Source organism: Klebsiella sp. Q2, assembly GCF_009900705.1.
Lineage (GTDB): Bacteria > Pseudomonadota > Gammaproteobacteria > Enterobacterales > Enterobacteriaceae > Klebsiella > Klebsiella quasipneumoniae.
In genome coordinates this window covers 20329-35742 of the sequence record NZ_JAAABE010000002.1, presented here as the reverse complement: position 1 = coordinate 35742, position 15414 = coordinate 20329, and the positions used below count along the sequence as shown (strand labels likewise).

Here is a 15414-nt window from a genome sequence, read left to right as displayed (position 1 = left end):
GCCCAACCACAGAAGATATCGCCGCGCCGTTAGGCCCCGGCGCGGGCCGGTTGCGTCGCCAGCAGCGCGTTGAGCTCCGGCACGCAGGAGCCGCAGTTGGTCCCGCACTTCAGCCTGGTGCCCAAAGCCCCGACGCTGGCGCAGCCGCTGGCGATGGCCTCGCCGATCGCCCGCTCGCCGACCCCAAAGCAGCTGCAGACAATCCGCCCCGGCGGCGCGGCGGCGGCGTCCGGTCGGCCGCTGAGCAGCGCATGGCGCCGGGCGGCATCGGACGGCGGCGTGGCGAAGGCGGCGCTTACTCCTGCGCTATCCACCGCCGGCTCGCGCGCATCGCTCCACCAGCCCAGCATCAGCCTCCCCTGATGCCACGCCAGCAGGTTCCACACTGCGCCGCCGTCTGCTATCTGCAGCTGCCAGCCGCGCTGCGCGCACCAGACCCTGAGCCACTGGCGGGCTGACGCCTCCCCGGCCAGCGAGTAGTGCAGCACTCCTGTCGCCGCCCGCCGCCGCCAGTGCCAGGCCGCAGGAAATGGCAGCGGTTCGCGACAAAACAGTTCGCTGTGCCAGGCAGGCTGCCAGGCGGCGATGGCCACCGCCGCCTGTTTACTCTCCGGCTGGGCGGAATGCGGGTCCGTGACGGCGGCCAGCAGGTTATTCACCCGCCCCTGGCGGGCGAACTGATTGTTCCAGTGCATGGGGACAAACAGCGAGCCGGGGCGCTGGCCTTCGCTGATCGCCACTTTCGCCACCATCACCCCATGGCGCGACCAGATACGCGCCAGCCCATCGGCGACAAGCTGGTAGCGAACGGCGTCCTGCGGCGCCACCTCCACCACCGGCTCCGCGATATGCTGCATCAGCCGCGGCACGGCACCGGTGCGGGTCATGGTGTGCCACTGATCGCGGATCCGCCCGCTGTTGAGGATCAGCGGATAAAAGACATCGGTTGCCGCCCGGGTCGGCTGAGGCGTCACCGGCACCATTCGCAACCGGCCATCGCGATGCCAGCCGCGCGTGACATCCAGGTCGGCGCGGCGGCGGCTGACTGGCCAGCGGACCGGCGCCATGGCGTCCCACGCCTCGCGGCTGAGATCCGCCAGCGCGCCGATATCAAACGCCCGCTGGCCGTCGTTTTCGAAACCGGACAGCGCCGCATGCTCGCGGAAAACGTCATGCGGATGCTGCCAGGCAAACGCCTCGCGATATCCCAGCGCCTGCCCCACTCTGGCGATGATCCACCAGTCCGCTTTCGCCTCCCCCGGCGGCGGCAGAAAGCTGCGCTGACGGGAGATGCGCCGCTCCGAGTTGGTGACCGTGCCATTTTTCTCGCCCCAGGCCAGCGCCGGAAAACGGATGTGGGCGAAATGTCCGGTATCCGTCTCAGCGGCGACATCCGAGACGATCACCAGCGGACAGCCGGCCAGCGCCTGGCTCACCGCGTGGCTGTCGGGGAGGGACACCACCGGATTGGTGCCCATGATCCAGACCGCTTTCACCTCGCCGCGGCCGATGGCGGCAAACAGCTCCACGGCGGTCAACCCCGGAGTCTGCGCCAGCCGCTCGGTTCCCCAAAAGCGGGCCAGCCGCTGCAGATCGGCCGGCACAAAATCCATGTGCGCCGCCAGCATCGTCGCCAGCCCGCCGACTTCGCGCCCGCCCATGGCGTTGGGTTGACCGGTCAGCGAAAAGGGGCCGCAGCCGCGGCGGCCATACTTTCCGCTAGCCAGATGGACGTTGATGATGGCATTACATTTGTCGCTGCCGCTGGCTGACTGGTTAATTCCCATGGTGTAGAGGGTGATGGCCCGCGGGGCGGCGATAAAATCGCGATAGAAACCCGCCACCTCATCGGCAGCCAGGCCGCAAAAATCAGCTACTTTCGCCACGTCCCAGCCACTCGCTTCGGCCAGCGCCTGCGCGCCATCGCGAAAACCGTCGACGCAGGCTCCAGCCTGCGCCAGGGCGTTAAGCAACCCCACGAACAGCCCGCCGTCGCTTCCCGGCGCCAGCGCCAGATGGCGATCGGCGATCTCGCAGGTGGCGGTGCGTCGGGGATCGATCGCCACGATCTGCAACCGGGGATTGTCCCGCTTCGCCTGCGCCAGACGCTGGTACAGCACCGGATGCGCCCAGGCAGCGTTTGAGCCGACCAGCACCACCAGATCGCTGTTTTCCACATCCTCATAGCTACAGGGCACCACGTCGGCGCCAAAGGCCCGCTTGTAGCCGGTCACCGCCGACGACATGCATAGCCGCGAATTGGTGTCGATGTTCGCCGCGCCGATAAACCCCTTCATCAGCTTGTTGGCGGCATAGTAATCCTCGGTTAACAGCTGGCCGGAGGCGTAGAAGGCCACCGCCTGCGGGCCGTGCTGGTCGATAACCTGTTGCAGGCGAGAAGCGGTCTCCGCCAGCGCCTGAGGCCAGGTCACCTTCTGGCCGTCCACCTCCGGCGCCAATAGCCGCCCCGCCAGGCCCGTGGTCTCCCCGAGGGCAGCCCCTTTGACGCACAGACGGCCGAGGTTGGCCGGGTGCTGGTCGTCGCCGCGCACGCTCACCCGCCCCGCGTCATCTACGCTCGCCAGCACCCCACAGCCTACGCCGCAGTAGGGACAGGTCGTTCGGATGGTCTTCATCAGGAGGCCTCCGCTCGCGCCAGCAGCTGCTGGCTGCCCACCCACACTTTGCCGTTTTCCACTTTCACCGGCCAGGCGCGCACCGCCTGTTCACCGCCGTCGCACGGCCAGCCGTCGCGCAGGCGAATCCGCTGTTTGTACAGCGGGGAGATCACCACCGGTTCCCCGCCGACGTCCCCTAACAGCCCCCGCGACAGCACGTTGGCCGCGCTGCCCGGCTCGCGGTTGTCCAGGGCATACACCCGATCGCCGAAGCGGAACAGGGCGATCTGCCGCTCGCCTAACCGGGCGCCGATCCCCGCCTGCGCCGGAATGGCGTCAAGGTCGCAAATCGCCTGCCACGGCCGGGATGGGAGTTCGCCTTCGGGCAACGCTTCAGCAGGCAACGGCTGCGGCTGACCGCGCAGATCGTGGCGCTGCACCGCCTCGTCGGGCTGGTCGCTGTTAACGAAGGAGCGGAACAGCGCCAGACGCTGAGGATCGTTGAGGGTGGTCTGCCACTCGCACTGGTAGCTGTCGACGATGCGGGCCATCTCCTGCTCCAGCTCCTCGCCAATGCCGAGGCTATCCTCCAGCACCACCTGCCGCAGGTAGGCGACGCCGCCCTCCAGGTTGTCCATCCAGGTGCTGGTGCGCTGCAGGCGGTCGGCGGTACGGATATAGAACATCAGCAGACGATCGATGCTGCGGATCAGCGTCGCTTCGTCGAGATCGCTGGCAAACAGGTCGGCGTGACGCGGTTTCATTCCGCCGTTGCCGCAGACGTAGAGATTCCAGCCTTTGTCGGTGGCAATCACTCCGATATCTTTGCCCTGGGCTTCGGCGCACTCGCGGGTGCAGCCAGAGACCGCCATCTTGATCTTGTGCGGGGCGCGTAGCCCTTTATAGCGATGCTCAAGCCGCACCGCGAGCCCGGTGGAGTCCTGCACGCCGTAGCGACACCAGGTTGCGCCGACGCAGGACTTCACCGTGCGCAGCGACTTGCCATAGGCGTGGCCGGTTTCAAACCCGGCGTCGGCCAGCTCGCGCCAGATAGCCGGCAGCTGTTCCAGCCGCGCGCCAAACAGGTCGATGCGCTGGCCGCCGGTCACTTTGCTGTAGAGCTGATAACGTTTGGCGATCTGCCCGATGGCGATCAGCCCGTCCGGCGTCACTTCCCCCGCCGCCATCCGCGGCACCACCGAATAGGTTCCGTCCTTCTGAATGTTGGCGAAATAGCGATCGTTGGTATCCTGCAGCGGCAGGTGCGCCGGCTTCAGCAGGTATTCGTTCCAGCAGGAGGCCAGCACCGAGGCCACCAGCGGTTTACAAACCTCGCAGCCGTGCCCCTGGCCGTAGCGGCTAATCAGCTGCTCGAAGGTATGGATATGGTTGACCCGCACCAGGTGGTAGATCTCCTGGCGCGACCACGGGAAATGCTCGCAGACGTCTTTTTTCACTTCGACGCCCTGCGCCGCCAGCTGGTACTCCATCACCTGTTTCACCAGCGCGCTGCAGCCGCCGCAGCCGGTGGCCGCTCTGGTGCAGCTTTTTATCGCCGCCATATCCCCCGCGCCATTGTTCACCGCCTGGCAGATATCGCCTTTGCTGACGCTATGGCAGGAGCAGATCGGCGCGCTGTCGGGCAGCGCCGCCACCCCCAGCGCCTTCGGCGCGGCCCCCTCCAGCGCCGGCAGGATCAGGCTCTCCGGACGCGGCGGCAGCGCCATGCCGTTCAGCATCATCTGCAGCAGCGTGGCATAGTCGCTGGCGTCCCCCACCAGCACGCCGCCAAGCAGGGCTTTGCCGTCCTGACTGACGACGATTTTTTTGTAAACCTGCTGCGGACCGTCGGTCCATTGATAGCTCTGGCAGCCCGGCGTGCGCCCCTGCGCATCGCCAAACGAGGCCACGTCAACCCCCAGCAGCTTCAGTTTGGTGCTCATGTCGGCACCGCTAAAGCAGGCGTCCTCTCCTGCGAGGGTGGCTGCGGCGATCCGCGCCATCTGATAGCCCGGCGCCACCAGGCCGTAAATTTTATTATCCCACAGGGCGCATTCGCCTATCGCCAGCACGTCCGGGTCAGAGGTGCGGCACTGGCCATCAATGCCAATCCCCCCGCGCTCGCCGACCTGCAGCGCGCAGCCGCGGGCCAGCGCGTCCTGCGGGCGGATCCCCGCCGAGAAGACCACCATGTCGGTCAACAGCGTGCCACCGTCGGCAAAGTTCAGCCGCAGGCCGTCGGCCTCGCTCACGATGGCGGTGGTGGCTTTGCTGGTATGCACCCCCACGCCGAGGGCGACGATCTTCTCCCGCAGCATCGCCGCCCCGCCGTTATCCAGCTGGACGGCCATCAGGTTCGGGGCAAACTCCACCACGTGCGTCTCCAGCCCCAGCTGTTTCAGGGCGTTGGCGGCCTCCAGCCCGAGCAGGCCGCCACCGATCACCACCCCGCGCTTCGCCGCGGCGGCATGGGCGGCGATGCGGTCCAGATCGTCAAGGGTGCGATAGACAAAGCACCCGTCGAGATCGTTGCCAGGGACAGGCGGAACAAAGGGATAGGAGCCGGTCGCCAGCACCAGTTTATCCCAGTGGGTTTCATGTCCCTCGGCGTCCCGCACCAGCCGCGCGTCGCGGTCGATCGTCGCCACCGCCTTGCCGAGGCGGAGTTCGATGCCGTGCCGGTGAAAGAAATCATCGGCCACCAGCGACAGCGATTCGGCGCTGCGTCCGGCGAAATATTCGGAGAGGTGCACCCGGTCGTAGGCGGCGTAACGCTCTTCGCCAAACACCACGATACGATATTGCTCATGCAGGTTGCGGCTCACGCATTGTTCGAGAAAATGGTGGCCGACCATGCCATGTCCCACCAGCACTAATACAGGTTTCGTCATCGTCATTATTCCTGCAGCCTGCGGCTGCGTTGAAGAAGGGTCAAAAAGCCAGTCCGGGGTGGCGGGCTCGTCGCTTTCCAGGCGCGCGGTGAGCGCGGCGGCGGCAGTGCAGTCGCCCATCAGCAGCACGCCGCGCAGGCGGCCGTCGCGCAGCAGCAGGCGACGATAGTGGCGGTCGATGGGGTCCCAGCTGGTAAAAATGTCATCCTGTTCGCCGGCCTGCTGCTCGCCAGCGCTAAAGAGTTCAATGCCGGTGACCTTCAGCCGGGTGCCGACGTCCTGCCAGACAAAGCCCGCGCCGGGGACGCCGCACAGGCGATCCGCCAGCACCTCGGCCTGACGCAGGCAGGGAGCCACCAGCCCCCAGGTGTGGCCGTCAATTTCGCAACATTCGCCAATGGCGCTGATCCCCGGCAGCGAGGCGGCCATCTGGCGGTCAACCACGATCCCCCGCTGGCACAGCACACCGGACTGCGCCGCCAGACGGCTGTTGGGCTGCACGCCGGTCGCCAGCACCACTCTGTTGGCGCGGAATACGCGCCCATCCGCCAGCCGCACGCCGTCGGCGTCGATGGCGGCGATCCGGCACTCCAGCACACAGCGAATGCCGCGCGCTTCAAGCTGCTGCCTGAGCTCATCGGCGGCAAAAGCGTCGGTCAGCGGCGCCATTAATCCGCTGCCGCGATGCAGAAGAGTGACCTCTCCGCCGTAACGACGCAGCGCTGCCGCCGCTTCCACACCCAGCACCCCACCGCCAATCACCACCGCCGGGCCGGATATCGCCAGAATACGTTCCACGTCCGCCAGGGTGCGGAAGGGCATAACCTGCGGACGATCAATGCCCGGCAGCGGCGGGAAAAAGGGCCGCGAACCGGTGGCGAACACCAGCTCATCCCACGGCAGCCAGGTCTCCGCGATGCGCAGCCGCCGTTGCACAACATCGACTTCATTCACCGCTTCGCCAGACCGCAGGCACACCCCGTGCCGGGTGTACCACTCCGCCGGCAGCAACGGGAGCTGCGCCGCTGTTTTTTCGCCAGCCAGCAGCGGCGAGAGCTGGATGCGGTTATAGGCCGGGTGCGGCTCGTCGCCGACGACGGTAATGGCAAACCGCGCAGGGTCGCGCTCAACCAGCCGCTGCACCAGACGGGTGGCCGCCATGCCGTTACCGATCACCACCAGTCGCCGCGTCATGACCGCCTCCTTACGCCGCTTTCGGCTGTTTTTCATACAGGAAATGGAGGATCTGCTGGCGCAGATGGTGATACCGGCTGTCGTCCGCCAGCTGAACGCGGTGGCGCGGACGCGGCAGATCGACCGCGAGGATCTCGCCGACCGTCGCTGCCGGGCCGTTGGTCATCATCAGCACCCGGTCGGAGAGCAGCACCGCTTCATCAACGTCGTGGGTGATCATGACGATGGTGGTATTGAGCTCCTGCTGAATCTGCATCACCGTGTCCTGGAGGTGGGCGCGAGTCAGCGCGTCCAGAGCGCCGAAGGGCTCATCAAGCAGCAGCACTTTCGGCTTCATCGCCAGCGCCCGGGCGATACCCACCCGCTGCTTCATGCCGCCGGAGATCTCCCCGGGCCGTTTATGCAGCGCATGACCCATCTGCACGCGCGCGAGATTGTGTTCAATCCACTCCCGACGCTCATGCTTGCTCATGGTGCGACGGAACACCTGATCCACCGCCAGCGCCACATTGTCGAAACAGCTCAGCCACGGCAGCAGTGAGTGGTTCTGGAAAACCACCGCCCGCTCCGGCCCGGGACCGGCGATTTCCCGGTTATCACACAGTAGTCCGCCCTCGGTAGGGGTGGTGATCCCGGCGATCAGGTTTAGCAGAGTCGATTTTCCGCAACCCGAGTGGCCGATCAGGCTAATGGTCTCCCCTTCGACGATATCGAAGGAGACATTCTGCAGCGCCAGAAACTCGCCGCTGGCGGTGTTGAAGCGCTGGCTGACGGCCTGCACCTGAATTAATGGTTTCATGTTGGCTCCTTATTTTTCCTGCCAGCTAAAGCGGCGGGCGAGCAGCATCAGACCCTGCTCCAGCAGCAGGCCGACGACGCCGATAATGACGATGGCGATGATGATGTTTTCCACATTGAGGTTGTTCCACTCGTTCCAGATCCAGAAGCCGATCCCCAGCCCGCCGGTGAGCATTTCCGCCGCCACGATCACCAGCCAGGCGATGCCGATGGAGAGGCGCACGCCGGTGAGCACCGCCGGCAGCACCGCCGGAAAGAGAATTTTGCGCATCACCGTCCACTCCGAGAGCTGGAGGACGCGGGCGACGTTGAGATAGTCCTGCGGGATCCGCCGCACGCCTTCCGCGGTGTTGATCACCATCGGCCAGATGGAGCAGATAAAAATGGTCCAGCTGGAAGCCGGCTCCGCCTTCTGGAACAGCAGCAGGCCAATCGGCAGCCAGGCCAGCGGGCTGACCGGGCGCAGCAGAGCAATCAGCGGATTAAACATGCGGGCGAAGAACAGCGAACGGCCGATCAAAAACCCCAGCGGAATGCCCGCCAGCGCCGCCAGGCCGAAGCCCACCGCCACGCGCTGCAGAGAAGCCAGCACGTTCCAGCCGATGCCCATGTCATTCGGCCCGTCCTGATAGAACGGATCGGCAAACAGGGTCAGCGCCGAGTCCAGCGTGCTCAGCGGCGTGGGAAAGCCTTTGCTGTGCATCGCCGCCAGCTGCCAGGCCAGCAGTAGCACCCCCAGCCCCAGCAGCGGGGGCAGCAGGCGCTGGATGAGCTCACGCAGCCAGCGCGTGACGGTTGGCGTGGTGCGCCGGACCTGCACCGGCGGCAGGAGAATCACTTCGCCAGGCGCGTTCTCCACGCTGACGGCCGGTTGCTTACGTTGTGCCTGCTTCATCTCATGCCCCCTTACGTTGAATAGCGAAATGGCGGGCGTAGCCTTCCGGGTCGGACCCGTTCCAGACCGTACCGTCCATCAGTGTGCTGCTGCGCATCGTGGCTGCCGGCGCGCTGATCCCCCCTACCGCCTGGGCGGCAGCCTGCCAGACGTCGATGCGATTAATGCGCGACGCCACCGCGAGATAATCCGGAGCCTGTTTCAGCAGCCCCCAGCGACGAAACTGGGTGAGGAACCACATCCCGTCCGACAGCCAGGGGAAGCTCACCTCGCCCTCGGCGTAAAAGCGCATCGGATGGGGATCCTGCCAGCGGCGGCCGAGGCCGTTGTCATACTCCCCAAGCATCCGGCCAGTGAGGTACTGCTCTTTGGTATTGAGCCAGCCGCGTCTGGCGAGCAGGCGGGCCGTCTCCCGGGTGTTCTCCGGCGAGGCGGCGATCCAGCGCTGCGCCTCCATCAGGGCCGCCACCAGCGCGCGGGCGGTGTTCGGCTGGCGTTCCACCCAGTCGCGACGGGCGCCCAGCACCTTTTCTGGATGCTCGGGCCAGATATCCTGGGAAGTGGCCGCGGTGAAGCCGATACGGTCGTTTATGGCGCGGGCGTTCCACGGCTCGCCGACGCAAAAGCCGCTCATATTGCCGATGCGCATGTTCATCACCATCTGCGGCGGCGGCACCACGACGGTGCGCACATCGTTAAAGGGATCGATGCCGGCGCTCGCCAGCCAGTAGTAGAGCCACATAGCATGGGTGCCGGTGGGAAAGGTATGGGCGAAGGTGTAGCTGCCCGGCGCGCTGCGGTCGATCAGCCGCTTCAGACCGCCGAGGTCGGTCACCCCTTTCTCCTGCAGTTCGCTGGAGAGGGTGATGGCCTGACCATTGCGGTTGAGGGTCATCAGATTGGCCATCGCCTGCGGCTTGCTGGCGATCCCCAGTTCAAGTCCGTACAGCAGGCCATAGAGAATATGCGCCGCGTCCAGTTCACCGGCCACCAGCTTGTCGCGCACCGCCGCCCAGCTGGCCTCCTTACTCGGCGCCAGGGTAATACCATATTTTTTGTCAAACCCCTTCGCCGCGGCGATGGCCAGCGGCGCGCAGTCGGTCAGCGGAATAAACCCGACCCGCACGGTGGTCTGCTCCGGTCTGTCCGAGCCGCCGGCCCACGCGGCCTGCATCACGCCCGGCAGCAGCATCGCGCCGCCCAGCGCGGCCCCTGCCTGCAGCAAGCGCCGCCGTGAAATTGAAAATTTATCGCTCATATCCGCTCCACACGCGCAAAAAAAAAGCGCCCGACAGTGCATATGCACTGCAGGACGCCTTTATCCACGGACACCCGAACCGCCATTGGTTCGTCGCCCGGACTTTTATTCACTCACTATAACTAATGCAAAGGGGATGCCAGCTTTAGCAATGGCGCACGGGCGGGCTTTTCCTTTCGCCCGGGTCGGTTTGTCAGGCAAAAGTGCACCGCCGACAGGCAGCAAATGCCCATCGGTTGTGCATCTACTCCTTTGGGGTTACTGGCCAGATCGCCTTCACCATCAGCAGCGCGCGGGCTATCTCAACCATCCGCTGATTCTTGTCCATGGCCATCTTGCGCAGCGTCTGCCAGGCCTGCTCCTCCGGCATCCCCTGGTGTGTCATCAGCAGGCTTTTCGCTTTTTCGATCAGCTTGCGTTCCTCGAGCGCGTCTTTCAGCGAAGCCAGCTGGCTGGAGAGCTGCTGCAGCTCATAGGCCTGCTGGCGCACCAGCGGCAGCAGCTGTTTATCCAGCCGCGGCGTCACGCTATCGCTCTCCTCCCCGGCCAGCCAGCCAGGCGCGTCGTCTTCTAACAGCGCGTCGGTGGCGTCCAGCAGATCGTCGATCAGTTGCTCTTCCACTTCGCGCAGCTGCTCAAGCCGCTGGGTCTGCAGGCCGAACCAGCGCAGCGCCGTTTCCCCACCGTCTGCCGCCGGCTGGCGGGTGCAGGCGATCCGCCGCAGCTGCTCTATGTCCAGACCGGCCTGACACTGGGTAGTAAACAGCTGGACGGTCGCCGGGCTGCCCAGCGCCAGGAAGCTGTCGAAGCAGGGCTGCTGACCGTCAATACGGTCCACCAGCTGCTGGCGCAGGCTGTCGCTGAACTCGCCGCGGGTAAAGCCCAACGCTCCCAGCGCGCGCTCCTGACCCACCAGCTCTTTTCCCTGCATAAAGCTGTACAGGGCGACCATACGCCCGGCTACCGGCGGGTCGTCAATACTGTCATTGAGCTGCGGGACGATATTCAGCAGATGGCGGATAATACGGCTGAATTGCTCCGTCGCGGCTTCAGCGGCTACCTGCCGGCGGCTGACCTGCTCACGCAGCGTCGGGAGCTGCGCCAGATCGCCTACCGCCCGGGCGATGCGCCAGCACAGCGCGCTGCCGGCGACCGCGCGCGCCCGTTCGAGGGCGGCATAGAACAAGGCCAGCCGCTCATCAACCAGCGCCCCACCCGCCCGACACTCCGCCGCGTACAGCTGGCCGCCCGAGCAAAGAAAAATATTCGACGCCCCGCGCTCGCACTGCAGCATATGCACCAGCGCGCTGAGCTGACTTGCCAGCTCGCCCAGCCGGGCTAGTTGCTGAAGCTGTTGTTTTTGCAGGCGGCGCGCCAGCTGCAGCCAGGCCGTCGCCTCGTCCGCGTGACCAGTCGTATTATTCATACCCCTCCTCCGGGTTAACGCTTTATACTGCGGTAAAGCAATAACCGTGCCTTTAAGAAGGAGTTTGTATGCAACGTATTGTGATTATCGCCAACGGCGCCGCCTACGGCAGCGAGTCCCTGTTCAACAGCCTGCGCCTGGCCATTGCCCTGCGCGAACAGCAGTCCGACCTCGATCTCAAGCTGTTTCTGATGTCCGACGCGGTCACCGCCGGGCTGCGCGGGCAGAAGCCGGCGGAAGGGTATAATGTGCAGCAGATGCTGGAGATCCTCACCGCCCAGCAGGTTCCCGTGAAGCTGTGCAAAACCTGCGCGGACGGCCGCGGGGTCAGCACACTGCCGTTAGTTGACGGGGTGGAGGTTGGCACTCTCGTTGAGCTGGCCCAGTGGACCCTGGCGGCAGATAAAGTGCTGACCTTCTGAATCTGGGGTGCCGAACGGCAGGAAATATCAGGTTTCGCCACCTGAAGAGGCGAAAAAAATGTTAGCTGAATGCTTTCAGGAACAACGTCATTTTTGTTTAATCTTTATCCCTTTTTTTGATCAAAATCAGCATCCCGACCCGCGCCGTTTGGTGTGATGCACAGAGCAAAGTGTGAACAATATCACGCGAGGACTGGGTGGGCAGGATGCTGTAGCAGGACAGAAACGGGGTACAAAAATGGCGATGGTAAAAGCAAGTTTGACGTTGTTTGGCGGTGACACGCTGGTGGTGCGGTGCTCAGAGCGCTGCCATATTCATCTGATGAGCGCGAAGGTCCCTGGCGACAGCCATGCGGATATTCTGAGCGTGCAGGATCGGGACAGCGCCTATCTGACGGTGCCCTACAGCGGCACCTGGAACGTGCTTATCGACAGTCACAGCCAGTCACTGGAGCACTCCATCAGCTACGTGCCAGCCTGACCGTCACTGACAGAACACCCGCCCGGCCATGCCGGGCGTTTTTCTTTTCCGCGCGCTCAGGCCAGGCCCTGCGTCGGGCTCTCGCCCAACAGCGCGCGGACGCTGGCCACCAGATCATCAAGAGTGGCGTCGTGCATCCCGAGCTTACTTAACGCCTGTTCCAGCGAAAACAGGTACTGGGCGTTGGTCCCGAGCGGCCCGCTGGCCCGGGCGATCAGCGGAGCAATGACCTGGGCGCTGGTATCCGGCTCAAACAGCGGATGACGCGGATCCATAATAAACACCAAAGCATTTACCGTTCGCCCGTCGTCCAGCTCCAGCTTGCACCAGGTGGGCAGATAGCAGCCGGTGATCATCTCCCGTTTCCACAGCAGAGTCAGCTCTTCTTCCAGCGTGTCGTCCGGCAGACGATAAGCGACGCCGGTAGTCCGGCCGCCCTCTTTCAGAGCCAGCATGCGTCCCGGCTGGCAGGCGCTTCCACGCCCGGCGGTCAACCGCAGGCAAAACGCGCGGTGCCAGCCCGGCAGCGTGCCGGTGCAGGACTCGCGATAATTGAGCGCCGGGTTCCAGATCAGCGAACCGTAGCCAAAGATCCATACTGAGCCATCATCCGGGCGGCAGGCCAGCGTCGCCGCCAGCGAGGCTGCGCGTTGTTCTGCCGACCAGAGTAGCGATTCCTCAATAGCGCCAAACGCTGTCTTACAATCCGCATTCATCAAGAAATCACGAGTTAACACTGTTTACTACCTCCGCCACTGCCCGCTTCCCGGCGTTCGTCTCATGCATCCGTCAATATTGCTGAAATATTATCCAACTTTATCTTTCAATAAGCAATCAGCGGGGCGCTGGCAAGCGTAAAAGCGGCGTCAGCAATTATTTTTTCTTATGCCACTTATCGTCATCGCCTTTCTCGTAGCTGTTCTTCACCGCCGCCCAGGCGACTTTGTGTGCCGTCTCTTCGCGGCTGGCGTCATCGCGCCGGTCGTCTTTATCCTTATATTGATCCCAGGCGCTGTTAAACGCTTCTTTATAAATTTCCTGCGCATGGGCAGGCAGAACATGCTTAACGCTGTCGGGTAGCTCTTGTTTACTGTGATAGGGCATCATGGCCTCCTGTTTGAGCATAAAGTTTAAGTCTGGAACGCAGGCGGCAGGCTATCAAGCCGATGATGAGTTAAAAATGAATTTTAGTAATTATCTGAATATTAATAATAAAAATAGAGTAATCGCAAATTATAATAAACTAATCAAGATATCTCTCGACACCCGTAAATTTAAGTAAAAATCCAGCGGCAATTTAGCAAAATCTGTTACTTTATCGCCCTGCGTTTTTATAATTATAACACCTGCATAAATGGAGATGGTTCATGACCCATGCACATGAGGCGGTAAAAACCCGCCATAAGGAGTCCTCCCTCGTCTTTCCGGTGCTAGCGCTGGCGGTGCTGTTTTTCTGGGGCAGCAGCCAGTCACTGCCAGTGGTTATCGCGATTAACATCCTCGCGCTGGTCGGTATTTTAAGCAGCGCCTTCAGCGTGGTCCGCCACGCCGACGTCCTCGCCCACCGCCTGGGCGAACCCTATGGCTCCCTGATCCTGAGCCTGTCGGTGGTTATCCTTGAGGTCAGTCTGATCTCGGCGTTAATGGCCACCGGCGACGCCGCGCCGACCCTGATGCGTGACACGCTCTACTCCATCATTATGATCGTCACCGGCGGTCTGGTCGGTTTTTCCCTGCTGCTGGGCGGGCGTAAATTCGCCACCCAATATATGAATCTGTTCGGCATTAAGCAGTATCTTATCGCCCTGTTTCCGCTGGCGATTATCGTGCTGGTGTTTCCCATGGCGCTGCCGGGCGCGAACTTTAGCACCGGGCAATCGCTGCTGGTGGCGGTGATTTCGGCGGCCATGTACGGTGTTTTCCTGCTTATTCAGACCAAAACCCATCAGAGTCTGTTTGTTTATGAGCATGAAGACGACGGCGACGATGACGACCCGCACCACGGTAAACCCTCCGCCCACAGCAGCGGGTGGCATACCGCCTGGCTGCTGGTGCACCTGGTGGCGGTTATCGCCGTCACGAAAATGAACGCCAACCCGCTGGAAACGCTGTTGACCAGCATGAACGCCCCGGTGGCCTTTACCGGCTTCCTGGTAGCCCTGCTGATCCTGTCGCCGGAAGGCCTTGGCGCGCTCAAAGCGGTGCTCAACAATCAGGTACAGCGGGCGATGAACCTGTTCTTCGGCTCCGTGCTGGCCACCATCTCACTGACGGTCCCGGTAGTCACCCTCATCGCCTTCCTGACCGGCAATGAGCTGCGCTTTGGCCTTGGCGCGCCGGAGATGGTGGTGATGGTCGCCTCGCTGGTGCTGTGCCATATCTCCTTCTCCACCGGACGCACCAATGTGCTGAACGGCGCGGCCCATCTGGCGCTTTTCGCCGCCTACCTGATGACCATTTTCGCCTGACCTCGCTTCCCCGCCCGGCGGAGTCCGGGCGAAAAAAAAGCCTGCCGGTTTTGACGCCGGCAGGCTTTTTAACTGATGAGGTCAGGCTTACTTGCTGGTATCCAGCTCGTCGAAGCTTTTCACCAGATCGTCAATCGCTTTCATCTGCTTGAGGAACGGCTCCAGTTTATCCAGCGGCAGCGCGGACGGGCCGTCGCATTTCGCGTGGTCCGGATCCGGATGCGCTTCGATAAACAGACCGGCGATACCTACCGCCATACCGGCGCGGGCCAGCTCGCTCACCTGCGCACGGCGACCGCCGGAGGCAGCGCCAAACGGGTCGCGGCACTGCAGCGCGTGGGTGACGTCGAAGATAACCGGTGAATTGTTGGAGGCTTTCTTCATCACGCCGAAGCCAAGCATATCCACGACCAGGTTGTCGTAACCGAAGTTAGCGCCGCGGTCGCAGAGGATCACTTTGTCGTTACCACCCTCGATGAACTTATCGACGATGTTGCCCATCTGGCCCGGGCTGACGAACTGCGGTTTCTTGACGTTGATCACCGCCCCGGTTTTGGCCATCGCTTCCACCAGGTCCGTCTGGCGCGCGAGGAAGGCGGGAAGCTGGATCACGTCCACGACGTCAGCCACCGGCTGCGCCTGGCTGGCTTCATGAACGTCGGTGATGATTTTCACGCCAAAGGTCTGCTTCAGCTCCTGGAAAATCTTCATCCCTTCTTCCAGACCCGGCCCACGATAGGAGTGGATGGAGGAACGGTTGGCTTTATCAAAGGAGGCTTTGAAGACGTAGGGGATGCCGAGCTTCTGCGTAACGGTGACGTAATGTTCGCAGATACGCATCGCCAGGTCGCGTGACTCCAGCACGTTCATCCCGCCGAACAGCACGAACGGCAGGTCGTTCGCTACGTTGATATCACCAATGCTAACCACTTTTTGTTTCATAAGTTCGCCTTATCAGGGTGT

Annotated in this window: 12 protein-coding genes; 3 read left to right on the top strand and 9 right to left on the bottom strand. The window is 63.2% G+C overall.

All coding sequences use genetic code 11. From position 1 onward, the window contains the following. Positions 1-29: 29 nt before the first annotated feature. From GT756_RS07750 to nasR, 6 genes are all read right to left on the bottom strand, one after another. The gene (locus GT756_RS07750; protein ID WP_160124657.1) at positions 30-2636 is read right to left on the bottom strand and encodes a nitrate reductase; all 2607 of its coding nucleotides are present in this window, start codon (positions 2634-2636) and stop codon (positions 30-32) included. Further along, a complete protein-coding gene (gene nirB, locus GT756_RS07745) occupies positions 2636-6703 on the bottom strand; it encodes a nitrite reductase large subunit NirB (protein ID WP_160124656.1) in 4068 nt (1355 codons plus the stop codon). The genes GT756_RS07750 and nirB overlap by 1 nt, the downstream gene beginning before the upstream one ends. A gap of 10 nt (positions 6704-6713) precedes the next feature. After that, entirely contained in the window at positions 6714-7502 is a 789-nt protein-coding gene (locus GT756_RS07740; RefSeq protein ID WP_004203195.1) for an ABC transporter ATP-binding protein, read from the bottom strand. Between the two features lie 9 nt (positions 7503-7511). Beyond that, the gene (gene ntrB / locus GT756_RS07735; RefSeq protein WP_017900761.1) at positions 7512-8396 is read right to left on the bottom strand and encodes a nitrate ABC transporter permease; all 885 of its coding nucleotides are present in this window, start codon (positions 8394-8396) and stop codon (positions 7512-7514) included. Between the two features lies 1 nt (position 8397). Beyond that, the gene (locus tag GT756_RS07730; RefSeq protein WP_069602885.1) at positions 8398-9654 is read right to left on the bottom strand and encodes a CmpA/NrtA family ABC transporter substrate-binding protein; all 1257 of its coding nucleotides are present in this window, start codon (positions 9652-9654) and stop codon (positions 8398-8400) included. Between the two features lie 244 nt (positions 9655-9898). After that, complete coding sequence (gene nasR / locus GT756_RS07725; RefSeq protein ID WP_048295064.1) at positions 9899-11080, bottom strand: nitrate regulatory protein NasR; 1182 nt, start codon at positions 11078-11080, stop codon at positions 9899-9901. Positions 11081-11148: 68 nt separating this feature from the next. Here nasR and GT756_RS07720 point away from each other — a divergent pair, with 68 nt between their 5' ends. Together GT756_RS07720 and GT756_RS07715 are read left to right on the top strand one after the other, a co-directional pair. Beyond that, a complete protein-coding gene (locus GT756_RS07720; RefSeq protein WP_160124655.1) occupies positions 11149-11502 on the top strand; it encodes a DsrE/DsrF/TusD sulfur relay family protein in 354 nt (117 codons plus the stop codon). Positions 11503-11740: 238 nt separating this feature from the next. Further along, complete coding sequence (locus GT756_RS07715) at positions 11741-11983, top strand: DUF1883 domain-containing protein (protein ID WP_002910387.1); 243 nt, start codon at positions 11741-11743, stop codon at positions 11981-11983. Between the two features lie 56 nt (positions 11984-12039). Here GT756_RS07715 and GT756_RS07710 read toward each other — a convergent pair whose 3' ends face one another. Then, the gene (locus GT756_RS07710) at positions 12040-12720 is read right to left on the bottom strand and encodes a gamma-glutamylcyclotransferase (protein ID WP_049092103.1); all 681 of its coding nucleotides are present in this window, start codon (positions 12718-12720) and stop codon (positions 12040-12042) included. 136 nt (positions 12721-12856) lie between these two features. After that, positions 12857-13087, bottom strand: coding sequence for a putative cation transport regulator ChaB (gene chaB, locus GT756_RS07705; RefSeq protein ID WP_004203206.1), 231 nt, complete (start codon positions 13085-13087; stop codon positions 12857-12859). Between the two features lie 263 nt (positions 13088-13350). On the opposite strand from chaB, the gene chaA reads away from it, so the two are divergent. After that, positions 13351-14451 (top strand): sodium-potassium/proton antiporter ChaA, encoded by a 1101-nt coding sequence (chaA, locus tag GT756_RS07700; RefSeq protein WP_004203207.1) that lies wholly within the window; start codon positions 13351-13353, stop codon positions 14449-14451. Positions 14452-14538: 87 nt separating this feature from the next. Here the strand turns inward: chaA and kdsA are convergent, their stop codons facing one another. Next, a complete protein-coding gene (gene kdsA, locus GT756_RS07695) occupies positions 14539-15393 on the bottom strand; it encodes a 3-deoxy-8-phosphooctulonate synthase (protein ID WP_002910393.1) in 855 nt (284 codons plus the stop codon). Between the last annotated feature and the right edge of the window lie 21 nt (positions 15394-15414).